Genomic DNA, 16258 nt, shown 5'->3' with positions numbered 1-16258 from the left:
CGGGGGCCACGCCCGCTATGGGTTCAGGCCTTTTCGGCATCGCCCTGGCAAGAAGAGGTAGCGCTTTTGCGGTAGCCTCGTTCCCCGTCAGAAACAAGGAGACTTTCCATGGCCGCCCCCCTGTCACCGGCAGAAGAAGCACTGCGCGAAGCTGCCCGTGAATACCACCGCTCGCCCGTCAAGGGCAAGATCTCGATCACCCCGACCAAGCCCCTGCTGAACCAGCGAGACCTGTCGCTGGCCTATTCGCCGGGCGTGGCCTATCCCTGCCTCGACATCGCGGCCGATCCGGCCACCGCCGCCGAATACACCGCGCGCGGCAACCTGGTGGGCGTGGTCACCAACGGCACGGCCGTGCTGGGCCTGGGCAACATCGGCCCGCTGGCCGCCAAGCCCGTGATGGAAGGCAAGGGCTGCCTGTTCAAGAAGTTCGCCGGCATCGACGTGTTCGACATCGAACTGGCCGAGACCGATCCCGACAAGCTGGTCGAGATCATCGCGGCGCTCGAGCCCACGCTGGGCGGCATCAACCTCGAGGACATCAAGGCGCCCGAGTGCTTCTACATCGAGAAGAAGCTGCGCGAGCGCATGAACATCCCGGTGTTCCACGACGACCAGCACGGCACGGCCATCATCTCGGCCGCCGCGCTGATCAACGGCCTGGAACTGGTCGACAAGAAGATCGAGGACGTGAAGATCGCCGTCTCGGGCGCGGGCGCCGCCGCCATCGCCTGCCTCGACGTGATGGTGGGCCTGGGCGTGAAACCCGCCAACATCCACGCCTGCGACTCCAAGGGCCTGATCTACACCGGCCGCGCGGGCGGCTTCGACGAATCGAAGGCGCGCTACGCGCAGCCCGACACCGGCGCGCGCACGCTGGCCGACGTGGTGAAGGACGCCGACGTGTTCCTCGGCTGTTCGGCCCCCGGCGTGATGACCGCCGACATGGTCAAGACCATGGCGCGCCAGCCGATCATCCTGGCGTTGGCCAATCCCGAGCCCGAGATCCGCCCCGAGCTCGCCAAGGCCGTGCGGCCCGACTGCATCATCGCCACCGGCCGCTCGGACTATCCGAACCAGGTCAACAACGTGCTGTGCTTCCCGTACATCTTCCGCGGCGCGCTCGACTGCGGCGCGAGCAAGATCACGGAAGAGATGAAGCTGGCCTGCGTGCGCGAGATCGCCGACCTGACCAAGGCCGACATCAGCGAGGAAGTGGCCACCGCCTACGCGGGCCAGGAGCTCGCCTTCGGCCCCGACTACATCATTCCCAAGCCCTTCGATTCGCGCCTGATCCTGCGCATCGCGCCGGCCGTCGCCAAGGCCGCGCAGGCCTCGGGCGTGGCCACGCGCCCGATCGAGGACATGGAGGCCTACCGCCAGCACCTCACGCGCTTCGTCTACCAGACCGGCATGTTCATGCGCCCGGTGTTCACCGCCGCCAAGCTGGCCACCGCCAAGCGCGTGGCCTACGCCGAGGGCGAGGACGAGCGCGTGCTGCGCGCGGCCCAGTACGCGGTCGACGAAGGCATCGCGCGGCCGATCCTGGTGGGTCGCCCCGCCGTGATCGAGGCCCGCATCAAGAAGGCCGGGCTGCACATCCGCCTGGGCACCGACTTCGAGGTGGTCGACCCCGAGGACGATCCGCGCTTCCGCACCTACTGGGAGAGCTACCACAAGCTCATGGGCCGCCGCGGCATGACGCCCGAGGCCGCCAAGGCCGCGGTGCGCCGTTCGAACACCGTGATCGCCGCGCTGATGATCCACCTCGGCGACGCCGACGCGATGATCTGCGGCATGGTCGGTCGCTTCGACGCCCACCTCGAGCACATCCGCGACCTGATCGGCCTGAAGCGCGGCGCGCCCGGCTTCGCGACCCTGAACGCGCTCACGCTCGACAAGCGCACCATCTTCATCACCGACACCAACGTGAACGAGGACCCGAGCGCCGAGATGCTCGCCAGCATCGCGCTGATGGCGGCCGAGGAGATTCACCGCTTCGGCCTGCCGCCGAAGGTGGCCTTCCTCTCGCACTCGAACTACGGCAGTTCCTCGCGCGGCTCGGCGCGCAAGATGCGGCTGGCGCGCGACCTGTTCGCCCAGATGGCGCCCGACATCGAATGCGACGGCGAGATGCACGGCGACGCGGCGCTCTCGGAGGAGATCCGCCGCACCGCGCTGCCCGACAGCACGCTCTCGGGCGAGGCCAACCTGCTGGTGTGCCCGAACCTCGACTCGGCCCACATCCTCTACAACGTGCTGAAGATGACCGGCGCCAACGGCATCACGGTGGGCCCGGTGCTGCTGGGCGCCGCGAGCTCGGCGCACGTGCTCACGCCCTCGTCGACGGTGCGCCGCATCATCAACATGACGGCGCTGGCGGTGGCGAAGGTCACGGTCGACAAGTAAGCAGGAAGGCCGAGCCTGGGGCCGCGATCGCGCCCCCAGGCTCAGCTTCGGTGCGAACGTCCCCTGAGAATCGAAGGTTTCTCACCCTCGCGGTGCGGTTTTCCCCAGCGACGCACCGCATCGAGACGCGGGAAGGGTTCGCACCAATCACGTGCGGGCACCGTTTTTGCTTGAATCCGGAAGCATTTCACCTTCACGGAACCAAGCCCGCATGAACAAGCGCCATCTGCTCCAGTCCTTCCTCGCCGCCTCGGCCCTGAGCTTCGGCCTGCCCTCGGCCTTCGCCCAGGCCACGACGCCGATCAAGTTCCAGCTCGACTGGCGCTTCGAGGGACCGGCCGCGCTGTTCCTGCATCCGGCCGCCAAGGGCTACTTCAAGGCCGCCGGCCTCGACGTGACCATCGACGCGGGCAACGGCTCGGGCGGCACGGTCACGCGCGTGGCCTCGGGCGCCTACGACATGGGCTTCGCCGACCTCGCGGCGCTGATGGAATTCCACGCCAACAACCCCGACAGCCCGAACAAGCCGGTCGCGGTGATGATGGTCTACAACAACACGCCGGCCTCGGTCATGACGCTCAAGAAGAGCGGCATCACCAAGCCCGCCGACCTCACGGGCAAGAAGCTCGGCGCGCCGGTGTTCGACGCGGGCCGCCGCGCGTTCCCGATCTTCGCCAAGGCCAACAACATCGGCACGGTCAACTGGACCGCGATGGACCCGACCCTGCGCGAGACCATGCTGATGCGCGGCGACATCGACGCCATCACCGGCTTCACCTTCACCTCGCTGCTCAACCTCGAGGCGCGCGGCGCCAAGACGGCCGACGTGGTGATCCTGCCCTACCCCGACTACGGCGTGAAGCTCTACGGCAACGTCATCATTGCCTCGCCCAAGCTGATCAAGGAGAACCCCGAGGCGGTGAAGAAATTCCTCTCGGCCTTCGCCAAGGGCGCCAAGGAAGTGATCGCCAATCCCGCGCAGGGCATCGAGTCGGTGAAGGCGCGCGACGGCATCGTCGACAGCAAGCTCGAGACGCGCCGCCTGCAGCTCGCGATCGACACCGTGATCAACAGCGCCGACGCGCGCGCCGACGGCTTCGGCGCGGTCAACGCGGGCCGCCTGTCGCTGATGGCCTCGCAGGTGTCGGATGCCTTCAACACCAAGACCCGCGTGAGCCCCGAGGCCGTGTGGTCCGCCGCGCTGCTGCCGCCGGCCGCCGAACTCAGCGGAATCCTGCGCAAGTGATGGCGGACGCCGCGAACGAGGCCGCCCCCTTCGTCGACTTCCAGGACGTCTGGCTCGCCTACAACGAGGAGCTGCTGCGCGCCAACCACTTCGCGGTCGAGGCCATCGACCTGAAGGTCAGGCGCGGCGAGTTCATCGCCATCGTCGGCCCCTCGGGCTGCGGCAAGTCGACCTTCATGAAGCTCACGACCGGGCTCAAGATGCCGTCGATGGGCCGCATCCGCATCGACGGCGAGCCGGTGACCGGGCCGCTCAAGATCTCGGGCATGGCCTTCCAGGCGCCCTCGCTGCTGCCCTGGCGCACCACGGTCGACAACGTGCTGCTGCCGCTGGAGATCGTCGAGCCCTACCGCTCGAACTTCAAGGCCAAGCGCAAGGAGTACGAGGACCGCGCGCGCCGCCTGCTGCAGAAGGTGGGCCTGGGCGGCTACGAGGACAAGTTCCCGTGGCAGCTCTCGGGCGGCATGCAGCAGCGCGCGAGCATCTGCCGCGCGCTGATCCACGAGCCCAAGATGCTGCTGCTCGACGAGCCCTTCGGCGCGCTCGACGCCTTCACGCGCGAGGAGCTCTGGTGCATCCTGCGCGACCTCTGGACCGAGCAGCGCTTCAACGTGATCCTGGTCACGCACGACCTGCGCGAATCGGTGTTCCTGGCCGACACGGTCTACGTGATGAGCAAGAGCCCGGGCCGCTTCGTGGTGAAGCGCGAGATCGAGCTGCCGCGCCCGCGCGAGCTCGAGCTCACCTACACCAAGGAGTTCACCGACATCGTGCTCGAGCTGCGCAGCCACATCGGCGCGATCCGCGGCAATGCCGCCGGCGCCAGCGGTGCCGCCGCGGTGGCCCACTGAGGAGCGGCCATGAAGAACAACAAGCAACTCGAACGCTGGTCGCCCTGGCTGCTGCTCGTGGCCGTGATCCTGCTGTGGCAGGTGATCTGCGCGGGCTTCGGCGTCTCGGACTTCATCTTCCCGAGCCCGCTGCGCATCTGGAACCAGTTCTGGGAGTTCAAGGAGATCATCGCGGGCCATGCCTGGCGCACCTTCTGGGTCACGATGGCGGGCTTCGGCCTCGCGATCGTGGTGGGCGTGCTGCTCGGCTTCGTGATCGGCAGCTCGCGCCTGGCCTATGCGGCCATCTATCCGCTGATGACGGCCTTCAACGCGCTGCCCAAGGCGGCCTTCGTGCCGATCCTGGTCGTGTGGTTCGGCATCGGCATCGGGCCCGCGATCCTCACGGCCTTCCTGATCAGCTTCTTCCCGATCATGGTCAACATCGCGACCGGCCTCGCCACGCTCGAGCCCGAGCTCGAGGACGTGCTGCGCGTGCTCGGCGCCAAGCGCTGGGACGTGCTCATGAAGATCGGCCTGCCGCGCTCCATGCCCTACTTCTTCGGCTCACTCAAGGTCGCGATCACGCTGGCCTTCGTGGGCACCACGGTCAGCGAGATGACCGCCGCCAACGAGGGCATCGGCTACCTGCTGATCTCGGCCGGCTCGTCGATGCAGATGGGCCTGGCCTTCGCCGGGCTGATGGTGGTGGGCGCGATGGCGATGCTGATGTACGAACTCTTCAGCGTGATCGAGAAGCACACCACGGGCTGGGCGCACCGCGGGTCGCAGAACCAGTGAGCGTCATGCCGGCCGGGCCGCGCTCGCGGCCTGCGCGCCGGCCAGCCAGCAGGCGGCGGTGAAGCGCACTTCGTCGCCCTGCACGAAGGGTTCGAAGGCGGCACGCACCGTCTCGATGACGCGATCGCGCGTTGCCGCATCGGCCTGCTCGAGCGCGAGGCCGACCGGGCCGAGGCGACTCAGGTAGGGCACGAGCTCCCGCGCGGGCAGGCTGCAAGCCAGATCGACGGGACGGATCGCGATGGCGCCCCAGCCGGCCTGCGCGAGGATGGACTCGACCCGCTCGCGGTCCGCGAAGCCGAACTGCCCCGGCGCGCCCGGCCGGCGCGCGGGCAGTCGAGGCAACAGCGGCGCCGCCGCGCGTTCGGCCGTGGTCATGAACGGGTTCTCCGCGGCCGCGCGCCAGGCGAGGAAGCGCAGCGCGGCACCGTCGCGCGCGGCACGCCGCAGGTTCGCGAAGGCCGCGACGGGGTCGTCGAAGAACATCACGCCGAGGCGCGAGACGAGGGTGTCGAACCCGGCCGGCGCGAAGGCATGGGCCTGGGCATCGGCGCACACGAAGCGCGCCCGCGAACCCTCGCGCTCGGCGCGTGCGCGGGCGGCCTCGATCATCGGCGCCGAGATGTCGATGCCGACGCATTCGCCAGCATCGCCCGACGGGCTCGCGAGCGCGAGCGTGACGGCACCGGTGCCGCAGCCCACGTCGAGCACGCGACCGAGCGAATGCCCGGCCAGGGACTCGATCAGCAGCGTGCCGAGCGGTGCGAACAGGCGGTCTAGCAGCGGCTGCCGGTCGACCCAGGCGCGGCCCGCCGGGCCGTTCCACAGCCGCGACTGCTCGCTGTCGGACTCTTGCGTGTCGTGCATCTTTCTTTCCTTTCTGGCTTGCCTTCGGAAGGCGGAGAACGCACTATGCAAGTTCAAGTCGACTTGAGGTCAAGAGGATGGCACCACTGGATATCGCGCAGGTGGCGAGGCAATCGGGCGTGCCCGCTTCCACGCTGCGCTTCTACGACGAGAAGGGGCTGATCGCCTCGACGGGCCGGCAGGGGCTGCGCCGGCTGTTCGATCCCGGCGTGCTCGAGAAGCTGGCGCTGATCTCGCTGGGCCGCGCCGCCGGCTTCTCGCTCGACGAGATCGCGCGCATGTTCGCGCCCGACGGCCAGCCGCGCATCGATCGCGGCATGCTCGAGACCAAGGCCGACGAGCTCGACCGCACCATCCGCCAGCTCGCCGCGATGCGCGACGGCCTGCGGCACGCGGCCGTGTGCCGCGCGCCCAGCCACATGGAATGCCCGACCTTCAGGCGCATCCTGCGCGCCGCGGGCACGGGCGCCATCGCGGCACCCGATCGCAAGGCGCCGCGCAAGCGCGCCGCTCAATCGAGCAGCAAGGAGGCCTCGTCGCGCCAGTAGGCGACCGCCGCGAGCCAGCCTTCCCAGACGCAGCCGTTGCAGCCGCGCCCGCAGCAGGTGGTGGGCTCGGGCGGCGGCGCGCGCATCGCCAGGCCGCGCGCCGCGAGCAGCGGCGCGATGCGCGCGATCAGGGCCTGGGCACTGGCGAGGTCGGTCGGCGTGGCGAGAAGGGCCGGGTCGGCGAAAGGCGAATCGGGCATGCGGTGCGGGACGGTCGAGGCGCGATTGTCGGTGCTTCAGCAGCCCTTCAGGCCGCGCGGGCGTTCGTCCGCAGAATCGCCGCGATGGTCCGCTCCGATGCCCTGCCCCGCCTGCCGCATGTCGACCTGCTGCGCGGCCTGCTGGTGGTCTTCGTGATCCTGCTGCATGCGAACCTGCGCCTGCCCTTCGGTCCGCCCGAGCTCGCGCAGGCGCTCGGGCCGCGCCTGCAGGGCCTCCTGTTCCGGAGCGGCTACTACGCGGTGATCGCGTTCTTCGTGGTGTCGGGCTACCTGATCGCGAGCGCCTCGCTGCGCCGCTGGGGCACGCTGTCGCGCGTGTCGCCAGGCGCCTTCTACCGCCTGCGCGCGGCGCGCATCCTGCCGAGCCTCGTGCTGCTGCTCGCGGTACTGAGCGTGCTGCATCTCGCGGGCAGCGCCTGGTTCGCGCTCGACACGACCAGGGTCTCGCTGCCGCGTGCGCTGCTCGCGGCGCTGGGCCTGCACCTCAACTGGCTCGAGGCGCAGGTCGGCTACCTGCCCGGCCCCTGGGGCGTGCTGTGGTCGCTCTCGGTCGAGGAGGCCTTCTACCTGGGCTTTCCGTGGCTGTGCCTGCTCGCGCGCGGCGAACGCCGCTTCGCGCTGCTGATGCTGGTGCCGATCGCGCTCGGTCCGCTGGCGCGCAGCGTGTGGAGCGACAACGAACTGTGGCAGGACCACGCCTACCTCTCGGGCATGGACGGCATCGCCTTCGGCTGCCTCGCGGCGCTGCTCGCGCACCGCGTGCCGCGCGCGCCCTCGGCCACGGTGCATCGGCTGCTGCTGGCCGCGGGCGCGCTGCTGGTGGCGGGCGTGTTCTGCTTCCGGCGCGAGGTGTTCCAGCTCGGCCTCACGCGCTTCGGCCTGCAGGTCACGCTGCTCGAGCTGGGCCTCGCGCTGCTGCTGGTGGCGGCGCACTGGCGACCCTGGCGCTGGTGCGCGGGCGCGGCCGCGGCGCCGCTGCGCTGGTTCGGGCGATACAGCTACGAGGTCTACCTGAGCCACATGTTCGTGGTGATTCCCGGTGCCTGGTGGTTCCAGCAATCGGGCCTGCCGGCGATGTGGATTCCGCTCGGCTACCTCGCGCTGCTGGCCGTGTCGGGGCTGCTGGGGCAGGTGGTGGCACGAGGCTTCTCCGAGCCCTGCAACCGCTGGCTGCGCCAGGCCTGATCAGGTCCCGAGGTTCAGCTCCAGCCGCATCCGCGCGCCGCCCGTGTCGTTGCTGCCGATGGTGAGCCGCCCGCGGTGCAGATGCGCCACCTCGGCCACGAGGTGCAGCCCGAGCCCGGCGCCGCGCCCGCGCGGCACCAGCCGGTGGAAGGGCTCGACCACGCGCTCGCGCTCCGACTCGGGGATGCCAGGGCCCGAGTCGAGTACCTCGATGCAGAAGGGCTCGCACAGCCGCACCTGGATGTCGCAGCCCTGCCCGCCATGTTCGATCGCGTTCTGGATCAGGTTGGTCAGCGCGCGCTCGAGCGAGGGCGCATCGCCGCCGACCACGATCGCCTGCGGCGCATCGACCGACAGGGTGCAGCGGTTCATGATCGCGAGCGGCGCGAGGTCGGCCGCCACGCGCTCGCACAGCGCCTTCAGGTCCACCTGCTGCGCCTGCACCACCACGCCGTCGAGCCGCTGCAGGTCGAGCAGTTGCTCGGCCAGCGTGGCCAGGCGCGCCGAGGCCTGCATCAGCTTGACCTTGAGCGGATCGTTGGGCAGCCCCTCGAGGCGGATCTGCAGGATGGTGATCGGCGTGCGCAGCTCGTGCGCCGCGTCGGCCAGGAAGCGCTCCTGCCGATCGTAGCCTTCGTTGAGCCGGTCGAAGGCGCGGTTGACGGCATTCACCAGCGGGCGGATCTCGCTCGCCACGCCATCGAGCGGCAGCCGCGTGGTGCGCTCGTGCACGTCGATGCTCTCGGCATGCGCGGCGGTGGCGATCAGCCCCTTGAGGCCGCGCTTGACCACGAAGGGCGTCGCGAGGATCACGCCGAGACAGGTGACCAGCGCCATCGGCGCCACCAGGAACAGGAAGGCCACGCCGGTGCCGCGCAGCGTGCTCTTCATCGACAGCGGGCTGCCGGTCTGAACCATCATCGCGACCGGGCCGGCGCGCGTCTCGACGCGCTCGAAGCGCGCCTTCGGCTGGCCGTTGCTCGTGGCGAGGTCGATCCACACGCGGTCGATGCCGTCGAAGCGTCCGGCCAGGCCGAGGTAGCGCTCGGGCACCTCGCCCTGCACGAGCTGGTGGCCCTGCGCATCGCGCACGATGAACCACAGGCCCGCGCCGGCGTTGCCGCGCAGCTGTTCGAACTCGGGCGTGGGCGCGAGCGCGAGCACGCCGTCGTCCGCGCGCACGACCGCATCGCGGATCACGCGCACCGTCTCCTCGCCGGTCTCGTCGACCACCCGCCCCAGCACCCAGGCCAGGCCGATGAAGCCGCCCATCACCAGCAGCCCCACCACCACCTGCAGCAGGATCAGGCTCCAGATCAGCTGCCAGCGCAGCGACAGCAGCTTCATGCGGCGCCCGGCGCCGCGCACAGCAGGTAGCCCACGCCGCGGATGGCGTGGATCTCGACCTGGGCGCCCGACTTGTCGAGCTTGGAGCGCAGGCGCGAGACATGGGTGTCGAGCGCGTTCGAATGGATGTCGCCCTCCTGCCCGTAGACGCGGTCGTGCAGCGACTCGCGCAGCACGGTGCGCCCGCGCTGCTCGAGCAGGGCCTCGAGCACCAGCAGCTCGCGCCGCGTGAGCAGCAGGCTCTGCGCATCGACATGCGCCTGCCGCTGCAGGTGGTCGAAGCGCAGCCGCGCCAGCGCGGTGACGGGGTTCGCGCGCAGCGCGGGACGGCGCGCGAGCGCGCGCACGCGCGCCATCAGCTCGTCCATCGAGAAGGGCTTGGCGAGGTAGTCGTCGGCGCCGCCGTCGAGGCTCAGCACGCGCTCGGAGATGTCGGCCATCGCGGTGAGCACCAGCACCGCGGCCGCGATCCCGCTGGCGCGCAGGAACTCGATCAGGCTCAGGCCGTCGCCGTCGGGCAGGCCGCGATCGAGCACGATCACCTCATGCTGGCCCGCGAGCACCGCGTCCTGCGCCTCGCGCAGCGAGCCGGCCACGTCGACCACCGCCTGGTTCTGGCGCAGGGCCGCCGCCAGCGCCTGCGCGAGTTCGGCTTCGTCTTCGACCAGCAGGATTCTCATATCGGGCGGGAATTCTAGAGGGCGGCCCCCGTAATGTTCACGCAATGCCCTCGCCTACCCTGGCCGGTTCATCCATCCAGGGAGCCCAGGTGACACCCCTCTCGTCCCGCCTCGCCGGCACGCCATGGCACGCGGCGCTGCTGCGGCGCATCGCCACGCTCTGGGTCACCAAGATGCTCGGCACCACGCTCGGCATCTCCGGCTTCTTCGTGCTGTATTTCTGGGTCATGCACCACCCGCTCGGCCTGCCGCTCACGATGCCGCTCACGGCCATCGACCACTGGGTGCCGCTGAGCGAGGACGCGCTGCCGCTCTACGGCTCGCTGTGGCTCTACGTCGGCCTCGCGCCGGCCTTCGCGAAGGACCGCGCCGAGCTGCTGCTGCATGCGCAGGCGGCGGCGCTGATGGCGGCCATCGGGCTCGTGGTGTTCTGGCTCTTTCCGACCACCGTGCCGGCCTTCCCGGTCGACTGGGCGCAGTACCCCTCGCTGCAGTTCCTCAAGAGCACCGACGCGGGCGGCAATGCCTTTCCCTCGCTGCACGTGTCGTTCGCGGTGTTCACGGCCGTGCTGATGACGCGCCAGCTGCGCAGCGTGGACGCGCCCGGCTGGGTGCTGGCGCTCAACTGGCTGTGGGCCGCGGGGATCGTCTATTCGACGCTGGCCACGCGCCAGCACGTGCTGCTCGACGTGCTCGGCGGCACGGCGCTGGCGGGCTTCATGAGCTGGATCACCGGCCCGGCGCGGCGCCGGCTGATCCTGGTGGGCGCCTGAGGCGGCGCCCGGCCCTTCACTACCAGAAGATCCAGAGCGCGAGGCCGCCGAAGATCGCCCACTTCACGAGGTAGTACACGCGCTTGTCCCAGGCCTTCAGGCGCTTGCCGATCACGCGGATCTGGTAGATGTACTTGAAGGCGCGGTTGATGCCGCCGGTCTTGTCGCCGGCATCGTTGGGCGAGCTGGCCGCGGCCAGCAGGTTTTTCGCGAACCAGCGGTTGACGGCGCTGGCCCAGCGGTACTTGAGCGGACGCTCGATGTCGCAGAACAGGATCACGCGGTCGTGGTCGGTGGTGTTCTCGGCATAGTGGATGTAGGTCTCGTCGAATACCACCGATTCGCCGTCGCGCCAGTGGTAGCGCTGGCCGTCGACGTCGATGTAGCAGCCCTCCACGCCCGGCGTCCACAGGCCCAGGTGATAGCGCAGCGAACCCGCGAAGGGGTCGCGGTGGCGCACCAGCCGGCTGCCGGGCGGCAGCTCGGCGAACATCGCGGCCTTGATGGTGCCGATGCCGCGCAGCAGCTCGGTCGTGCGCGGGCACAGCACCGCGGCCGAGGGATGGGCCTCGTCGTACCACTTGAGGTAGAAGCGCTTCCAGCCGCTCTTGAAGAAGGAGTTGAAGCCCACGTCGTTGAACTGGCTCGAGGCCTTGATGCTGCCGCCGTTGCGCATCGCGAGCGCCTCCTCGCGGATGACCTCCCAGTTCTCCTCGAGCACGCGCATCTCGGGGAATTCCTTGGGCGACAGGTAGGGCGTGCTCGGCACCTTCGAGAACATGTACATGAACACGTTGAGCGGCGCGAGGAAGGTCGAATGGTCCGACAGCTGGCGGAAGAATCGGTGGCGCACCTGGCCACGGAAGTGCACGTAGAGCGCGCTGAGCGCGAAGATGGCGAGAATGACCCACTTCATGGGGGAGTGTCCTGTTCGGGAGGGGTGCCGGAGAGCACCCGGCATTTTAAATCTTCACACTTCGGCGGGGCTGAGCGGGGTCTTGGTGCCCTCAGCCGCGCCCCTCGAGCATCGGCTGCGCCTGCCCGTCGACCGCCAGCGGCAGCCGCACCACCGCCAGCAGCCCGCGGCCGCCGGCGCCGGTCTCCAGCACCACGCTGCCGCCATGCTTGTCGACCACCGACTTGACGATCGCGAGGCCCAGCCCGCTGCCGCTCTGGGCCTGGCCCGGGCTGCGGAAGAAGCGGTCGAACACCCGCTCGCGCAGGCCCGGCGGAATGCCCGGTCCCTGGTCGGCCACGCGCAGCACCGCCTGGTCCTGCTCGCGCGCCACCTGCACCTTGACGATCGTGCGGCGCGGGCTGTACTTGATGGCGTTGTCCACCAGGTTGTCGACCATCGACACCAGGCTCTCGCGCTCGCCGAGCACCGGCACCTCGCCCTCGCAGGCCAGTTCGAGCTCGACGCCGCGCGCATGCGCCACGGCCTCGATCATCGCGAGCCGGTCCTGCACCAGCGCGTCGAGCGACAGCGCCACCGGCAACGCGGCATCGGACACCGCGTCGCTGCGCATGAGCTGCAGCAGCTGGCCCACCAGCCGGGTCGCGCGGTCGTTGCTGCGCAGCAGGTTGGCCATCAGCTCGCGCTGCCCCGAATCGATGCTCTGCGCCTTCAGCGCCTCCACGTTCACACGCATCGCGGCCAGCGGCGTGCGCAGCTCGTGGGCCGCGTCGGCGATCAGGCTGCGCTCGCGCGTGGTGCTGTCGCGCACCCGCTGCAGCAGCGTGTTGATGCTCTGCACCAGCGGCTGCAGCTCGCGGTGCGGCGGCCGGTACGACAGCGGCGTGAGGTCGGCCGGCCCGCGCTCGGAGGTCTCGCGGCTCACGCGGCGCCAGGGCCGCAGCGCGAGCCGCACCGTGAGCCAGGCCGGCACCACCAGGAAGGGCAGGCTCACCAGCAGCGGCAGCAGGTAATAGCCGCGGTAGGTGATGTTGACCACCAGCCGCCAGATGCCGGGCTCGGCGATCATCACGCGGGTGTCGAGCTGCGGCGAATGCAGCGTGCGCGCGCGCCATTCGCGCCCGCCCGCGTGCACCGTCTCGATGACGTCGGGCGCGCTGTTGACGATCTCGGGCACGCTGTCGGTGGTGCGGTAGATCAGCTTGCCGCGCTGCCACACCTGCAGCATCGGCGAGGTGTCGGATTCGGCGTTGCCGTCGCTCGCGGTCTCCATCAGCGCGAGGTCGAAGGCATGCAGGGTGTCGTACTGGCGCTTCGGGTCGTCGGCCAGGTTGATGGCGATCGCCGCCACGCTCTCGTAGATCTTGCCGAAGCGCAGCAGCTCCGGGTCCTTGTAGGAGTCGTAGAACAGCAGCCCGACGATCAAGGTCCACAGCGCCGCCACCACCGCCATCTGCGCCAGCACCAGCCGGCGCATCAGCGAGGGCTGGATCACCCGCCCGATGAAGCGCAGCGCGCCACGGATCATGCGCGCGGGCTGCCGGCGCGCGCCAGCGACTGGGCGTCGACCACGTAGCCGATGCCGCGCACGGTGCGGATGTAGCCCTGGCCGATCTTGCGGCGCAGGTTCGAGATGTGCACCTCGAGCGAATTGCTGCCGATGCCCGGGCCGCCCGGCAGCACCTGTTCCTCCATCACGCGGCGCGTGACCACGCGACCGGTGCGCTTGAGCAGCAGCGCGAGCAGGTCGAACTCGCAGCGCGAGAGCTCCACCTGCTGGCCGTCGACCAGCACGCCGCGCGTGGGCTCGTGCAGCGCCAGGCCGCGCATGCGGATGGTCTCGTCGTCGAAGCCGTAGCTGCGGCGCGCGAGCGCGCGCACGCGCGACAGCAGCTCGGCCAGCGCGAAGGGCTTGACCAGGTAGTCGTCGGCGCCGTCGTCGAGGCTGCGCAGCCGGTCGTTGAGCGCGTCGCGCGCGCTGAGCACGAGCACCGGCAGGATCTGGCGCTCGCGGCGCAGGCGCAGCAGCAGCTCGATGCCGTCGCCGTCGGGCAGGCCGAGGTCGAGCAGCACCATGTCGAAGGCACCGCTGTCGAGGGTACGGATGGCATCGTCGAGACGGCGCACCCAGACCACGTCCATGCCCTGGTTGGCGAGCGCGATGCGCACGCCGTTGCCGAGTTCGAGGTCGTCCTCCACGAGCAAAAGATTCATGACAGTCTCCGTGCGGTGCGCCGCCCGGCACCTGGGGAGCCGGAAGTATCTGCCAAGCGGCCTTCGAAGACTTCAGGATTCCTTCATGAAGGCCACAGCCGCGCTTCAGGTCGGTTGCCCACACTGCGCGCCATGCCCCGGTTCCACCCCCTCTTCTTTCCGCCGCGGCGCGCCTTCCTGCGCGCCGCGCTGGCCTGGCCCTCGGCCGTCTCGCTCTCGGGCCTCGGCGGCCTCGTCACCCTCGGCGGCTGCGGCGGCAGCAGCCATCCGGTCGCCCCGCAGGCCAGTGCGCCCGCCGGCCCGATCGTGGTGTCGGTGACCGACCGGCGCGTGAAGGTGGCGCACGATGTCTCGCTGCATGTGCGCGACTGGCAATGCGACAACTGCCGCGGCCCGGCCATCGTGCTGCTGCCGGGGCTGGGCGCCAATGCCTACGTCTTCGACGGCCTGGCCCATGCGCTCGCGCCGCGTTCGCGCGTGATCGCGGTGAGCCGCCGCGGCTACGGCCAGTCGGACAAGCCGCTGCCGGTGCGCACCGCCACCGAGCACTACGAGGTCGACACGCTGGTGGCCGACCTGCATGCGCTGCTCGACGGCCTCGGGCTCGACCGCGTGGTGCTCGCGGGCCATTCGATCGCGGGCAACGAACTCACGCGCTTCGCGGGCCGGCATCCGCAGCGCGTGCGCGGGCTGGTCTACCTCGATGCCACCTTCGACCCCACGCGCAACCCCGGCACCGGCGGCCTGCCCGTGCCAGACAACCGGCTGTTTCGCGAACCAGTACCGAACGAGCAGGACGGCGCCTCGATGGAGGCGGCGATCGCCTATGCGCGGCGCACGGTGCGCCACTGGTCGGCGCCGCTGGAGGCCAACCTGCGCGACCAGCTCGACCCACGGCCCGACGGCAGCGTGCGCCTCAACACGCCCGCCGCCGTGGCCGACGCGATGGACACCGCCAGCCATTCCTTCTCGCCCGACTACACGCCGGTGCGAGCGCCCGCTCTCGTCGTGACCGCGATGCCCGGGGACATCCGCGACATCTTCCCCGCGCTGCCCGAGACGCTGGACGATGCCACGCAAAAGGACGCGGCCGCCTACCTGCGCGCGATCCGCTACGTGCGCGTCGACGACGCGGCCCGCCTGATGGCGGCGCTGAAGACCCGCCACCAGCTCGTGCTCGAGGACGCCTGCCACGGCGACTTCTTCATCGAGCGCGAGTCCGAGCTGGTGCGCGCCATCGAGGCGATGCGCTGGGCCTGAGGCCGGCCGGTGGCGTCAATTCGGCGCGCGCAGCAGCTTGATCAGCGCCGCCAGTTCCTCGCCGCCGAGCCCCGCGGCATCGGCGCGCTGGAACAGGCCGGCCGCGAAGGCCGGGAACTCGCTGTTGATGCCGCTCTCGCGCGCCGTCTGAAGGATGCGCTGCGTGGCCTCGACCGAGATCCGCATCGGGCTCTGCGAGATCTTGAAGTCGCCCGACTGGATGACCGCGCCCTCGTGCTGCAGGAAGCCCGCGAAGGTCGGCATGATGCCCGCGACGATGCGTCCGAACTCGGCCACGTCGAAGCCCTCCGACTCGGCCACGCGCGCGCCGTGCAGGAAGCCCAGCATCGTGCCGTAGATGGTCGAGAGCGTCGCGAGGTCCATGGCCGCGGCGTTGCTGATCTTCTCGCCGAGGTAGACGATGCCGCCGCCGAGCACCGCGAGCAGCGGCTCGACGGCACGGAACACCTGCTCGTCGCCCGACATCAGGATCGGCGTGTCGCCCTGGCCCATCTGCTCGGGCGCGGCCTGGATCGCGCCCTCGAGGAAGGTGGCGCCGTGGCGCTGCGCCCAGGCCTGCGCATCGCGCGCATCGCGCGGGCTGCCGGTCGTGAGCTGCACCAGCAGGCGGCCGTCCATCGCGGCCGCCACGCCCTCGGCGCCGAGGATCGCGTCGGCCGCGCGGTAGTCGTAGACGCACATCAGCACCACGCGGCTCGCGCGCACCGCGGCGGCGGCGCTGTCGGCCAGCACCGCGCCCTGGGCGACCAGCGGCGCGGCCTTGTCGGCGCTGCGGTTCCATATCGTGACTTCGTGGCCCTGTTCGAGGTAGAGGCGCGCGATGGTGGCGCCCATCGCGCCGAGGCCGATGACGGTGATCTTCTGCTTGCTGCTCATGGGGTGTTTCCGAAAAGGATTGACGATGGCCGCATGGTAGAAATCGCACCTCCCGATGGTCAAG

At 70.1% G+C, this 16258-nt stretch carries 16 protein-coding genes; 8 read left to right on the top strand and 8 right to left on the bottom strand.

Features of this window, described 5'->3' with window-relative positions; genetic code table 11:
- Nucleotides 1-108: 108 nt before the first annotated feature.
- The 4 genes from KV106_RS13960 (at nucleotide 109) to KV106_RS13945 (ending at nucleotide 5286) form a co-directional block, all read left to right on the top strand.
- Nucleotides 109-2409 carry an NADP-dependent malic enzyme gene (locus KV106_RS13960; RefSeq protein WP_261210762.1) on the top strand — a complete coding sequence of 767 codons (2301 nt, stop codon included), beginning with the start codon at nucleotides 109-111 and terminating at the stop codon, nucleotides 2407-2409.
- 211 nt (nucleotides 2410-2620) lie between these two features.
- Nucleotides 2621-3655 (top strand): ABC transporter substrate-binding protein, encoded by a 1035-nt coding sequence (locus KV106_RS13955; RefSeq protein ID WP_093340597.1) that lies wholly within the window; start codon nucleotides 2621-2623, stop codon nucleotides 3653-3655.
- Nucleotides 3655-4506 carry an ABC transporter ATP-binding protein gene (locus KV106_RS13950; RefSeq protein WP_261210761.1) on the top strand — a complete coding sequence of 284 codons (852 nt, stop codon included), beginning with the start codon at nucleotides 3655-3657 and terminating at the stop codon, nucleotides 4504-4506. Before KV106_RS13955 ends, KV106_RS13950 begins: the two co-directional genes overlap by 1 nt.
- A 9-nt stretch (nucleotides 4507-4515) precedes the next feature.
- On the top strand, nucleotides 4516-5286 hold the full coding sequence (locus KV106_RS13945; RefSeq protein ID WP_261210760.1) for an ABC transporter permease: 771 nt from the start codon (nucleotides 4516-4518) through the stop codon (nucleotides 5284-5286).
- Nucleotides 5287-5289: 3 nt separating this feature from the next.
- On the opposite strand, the gene KV106_RS13940 is transcribed toward KV106_RS13945, so the two are convergent.
- Complete coding sequence (locus KV106_RS13940; protein WP_261210759.1) at nucleotides 5290-6153, bottom strand: class I SAM-dependent methyltransferase; 864 nt, start codon at nucleotides 6151-6153, stop codon at nucleotides 5290-5292.
- 77 nt (nucleotides 6154-6230) lie between these two features.
- Here KV106_RS13940 and KV106_RS13935 point away from each other — a divergent pair, with 77 nt between their 5' ends.
- Nucleotides 6231-6701: a helix-turn-helix domain-containing protein gene (locus KV106_RS13935; RefSeq protein WP_057591567.1), complete on the top strand. Its 471-nt coding sequence runs from the start codon at nucleotides 6231-6233 to the stop codon at nucleotides 6699-6701.
- On the opposite strand, the gene KV106_RS13930 is transcribed toward KV106_RS13935, so the two are convergent.
- Entirely contained in the window at nucleotides 6665-6901 is a 237-nt protein-coding gene (locus KV106_RS13930; RefSeq protein ID WP_057591568.1) for an oxidoreductase-like domain-containing protein, read from the bottom strand. The genes KV106_RS13935 and KV106_RS13930 overlap by 37 nt on opposite strands.
- Before the next feature lie 84 nt (nucleotides 6902-6985).
- On the opposite strand from KV106_RS13930, the gene KV106_RS13925 reads away from it, so the two are divergent.
- Complete coding sequence (locus KV106_RS13925) at nucleotides 6986-8107, top strand: acyltransferase family protein (RefSeq protein ID WP_261210758.1); 1122 nt, start codon at nucleotides 6986-6988, stop codon at nucleotides 8105-8107.
- On the opposite strand, the gene KV106_RS13920 is transcribed toward KV106_RS13925, so the two are convergent.
- The gene (locus KV106_RS13920) at nucleotides 8108-9454 is read right to left on the bottom strand and encodes a sensor histidine kinase (RefSeq protein ID WP_057591602.1); all 1347 of its coding nucleotides are present in this window, start codon (nucleotides 9452-9454) and stop codon (nucleotides 8108-8110) included.
- On the bottom strand, nucleotides 9451-10134 hold the full coding sequence (locus tag KV106_RS13915; RefSeq protein ID WP_057591570.1) for a response regulator: 684 nt from the start codon (nucleotides 10132-10134) through the stop codon (nucleotides 9451-9453). Before KV106_RS13915 ends, KV106_RS13920 begins: the two co-directional genes overlap by 4 nt.
- Before the next feature lie 89 nt (nucleotides 10135-10223).
- On the opposite strand from KV106_RS13915, the gene KV106_RS13910 reads away from it, so the two are divergent.
- Nucleotides 10224-10907: a phosphatase PAP2 family protein gene (locus tag KV106_RS13910; RefSeq protein WP_261210757.1), complete on the top strand. Its 684-nt coding sequence runs from the start codon at nucleotides 10224-10226 to the stop codon at nucleotides 10905-10907.
- 19 nt (nucleotides 10908-10926) lie between these two features.
- On the opposite strand, the gene lpxO is transcribed toward KV106_RS13910, so the two are convergent.
- The 3 genes from lpxO to KV106_RS13895 all read right to left on the bottom strand — a co-directional run bounded on the left by lpxO (nucleotide 10927) and on the right by KV106_RS13895 (nucleotide 14037).
- Nucleotides 10927-11823: a lipid A hydroxylase LpxO gene (gene lpxO, locus KV106_RS13905; protein WP_057591571.1), complete on the bottom strand. Its 897-nt coding sequence runs from the start codon at nucleotides 11821-11823 to the stop codon at nucleotides 10927-10929.
- Between the two features lie 91 nt (nucleotides 11824-11914).
- On the bottom strand, nucleotides 11915-13351 hold the full coding sequence (locus tag KV106_RS13900) for a sensor histidine kinase (protein WP_261210756.1): 1437 nt from the start codon (nucleotides 13349-13351) through the stop codon (nucleotides 11915-11917).
- Nucleotides 13348-14037, bottom strand: coding sequence for a response regulator (locus KV106_RS13895; protein WP_057591573.1), 690 nt, complete (start codon nucleotides 14035-14037; stop codon nucleotides 13348-13350). The genes KV106_RS13900 and KV106_RS13895 overlap by 4 nt, the downstream gene beginning before the upstream one ends.
- 132 nt (nucleotides 14038-14169) lie before the next feature.
- On the opposite strand from KV106_RS13895, the gene KV106_RS13890 reads away from it, so the two are divergent.
- On the top strand, nucleotides 14170-15297 hold the full coding sequence (locus KV106_RS13890; protein WP_261210755.1) for an alpha/beta fold hydrolase: 1128 nt from the start codon (nucleotides 14170-14172) through the stop codon (nucleotides 15295-15297).
- 15 nt (nucleotides 15298-15312) lie between these two features.
- Here KV106_RS13890 and KV106_RS13885 read toward each other — a convergent pair whose 3' ends face one another.
- A complete protein-coding gene (locus tag KV106_RS13885) occupies nucleotides 15313-16194 on the bottom strand; it encodes an NAD(P)-dependent oxidoreductase (protein ID WP_261210754.1) in 882 nt (293 codons plus the stop codon).
- Nucleotides 16195-16258 lie beyond the last annotated feature (64 nt).

The organism is Variovorax endophyticus (assembly GCF_025376855.1).
GTDB lineage: Bacteria > Pseudomonadota > Gammaproteobacteria > Burkholderiales > Burkholderiaceae_C > Variovorax.
This window is presented reverse-complemented; position numbering and strand designations above follow the sequence as displayed.

Bases quoted from the DNA above. Each gene is read 5' to 3' on its own strand.
- KV106_RS13960 (WP_261210762.1), top strand. From the start codon at position 109: ATGGCCGCCCCCCTGTCACCGGCAGAAGAAGCACTGCGCGAAGCTGCC.
- KV106_RS13955 (WP_093340597.1), top strand. From the start codon at position 2,621: ATGAACAAGCGCCATCTGCTCCAGTCCTTCCTCGCCGCCTCGGCCCTG.
- KV106_RS13950 (WP_261210761.1), top strand. From the start codon at position 3,655: ATGGCGGACGCCGCGAACGAGGCCGCCCCCTTCGTCGACTTCCAGGAC.
- KV106_RS13945 (WP_261210760.1), top strand. From the start codon at position 4,516: ATGAAGAACAACAAGCAACTCGAACGCTGGTCGCCCTGGCTGCTGCTC.
- KV106_RS13940 (WP_261210759.1), bottom strand. From the start codon at position 6,153: ATGCACGACACGCAAGAGTCCGACAGCGAGCAGTCGCGGCTGTGGAAC.
- KV106_RS13935 (WP_057591567.1), top strand. From the start codon at position 6,231: ATGGCACCACTGGATATCGCGCAGGTGGCGAGGCAATCGGGCGTGCCC.
- KV106_RS13930 (WP_057591568.1), bottom strand. From the start codon at position 6,901: ATGCCCGATTCGCCTTTCGCCGACCCGGCCCTTCTCGCCACGCCGACC.
- KV106_RS13925 (WP_261210758.1), top strand. From the start codon at position 6,986: ATGGTCCGCTCCGATGCCCTGCCCCGCCTGCCGCATGTCGACCTGCTG.
- KV106_RS13920 (WP_057591602.1), bottom strand. From the start codon at position 9,454: ATGAAGCTGCTGTCGCTGCGCTGGCAGCTGATCTGGAGCCTGATCCTG.
- KV106_RS13915 (WP_057591570.1), bottom strand. From the start codon at position 10,134: ATGAGAATCCTGCTGGTCGAAGACGAAGCCGAACTCGCGCAGGCGCTG.
- lpxO (WP_057591571.1), bottom strand. From the start codon at position 11,823: ATGAAGTGGGTCATTCTCGCCATCTTCGCGCTCAGCGCGCTCTACGTG.
- KV106_RS13900 (WP_261210756.1), bottom strand. From the start codon at position 13,351: ATGATCCGTGGCGCGCTGCGCTTCATCGGGCGGGTGATCCAGCCCTCG.
- KV106_RS13895 (WP_057591573.1), bottom strand. From the start codon at position 14,037: ATGAATCTTTTGCTCGTGGAGGACGACCTCGAACTCGGCAACGGCGTG.
- KV106_RS13890 (WP_261210755.1), top strand. From the start codon at position 14,170: ATGCCCCGGTTCCACCCCCTCTTCTTTCCGCCGCGGCGCGCCTTCCTG.
- KV106_RS13885 (WP_261210754.1), bottom strand. From the start codon at position 16,194: ATGAGCAGCAAGCAGAAGATCACCGTCATCGGCCTCGGCGCGATGGGC.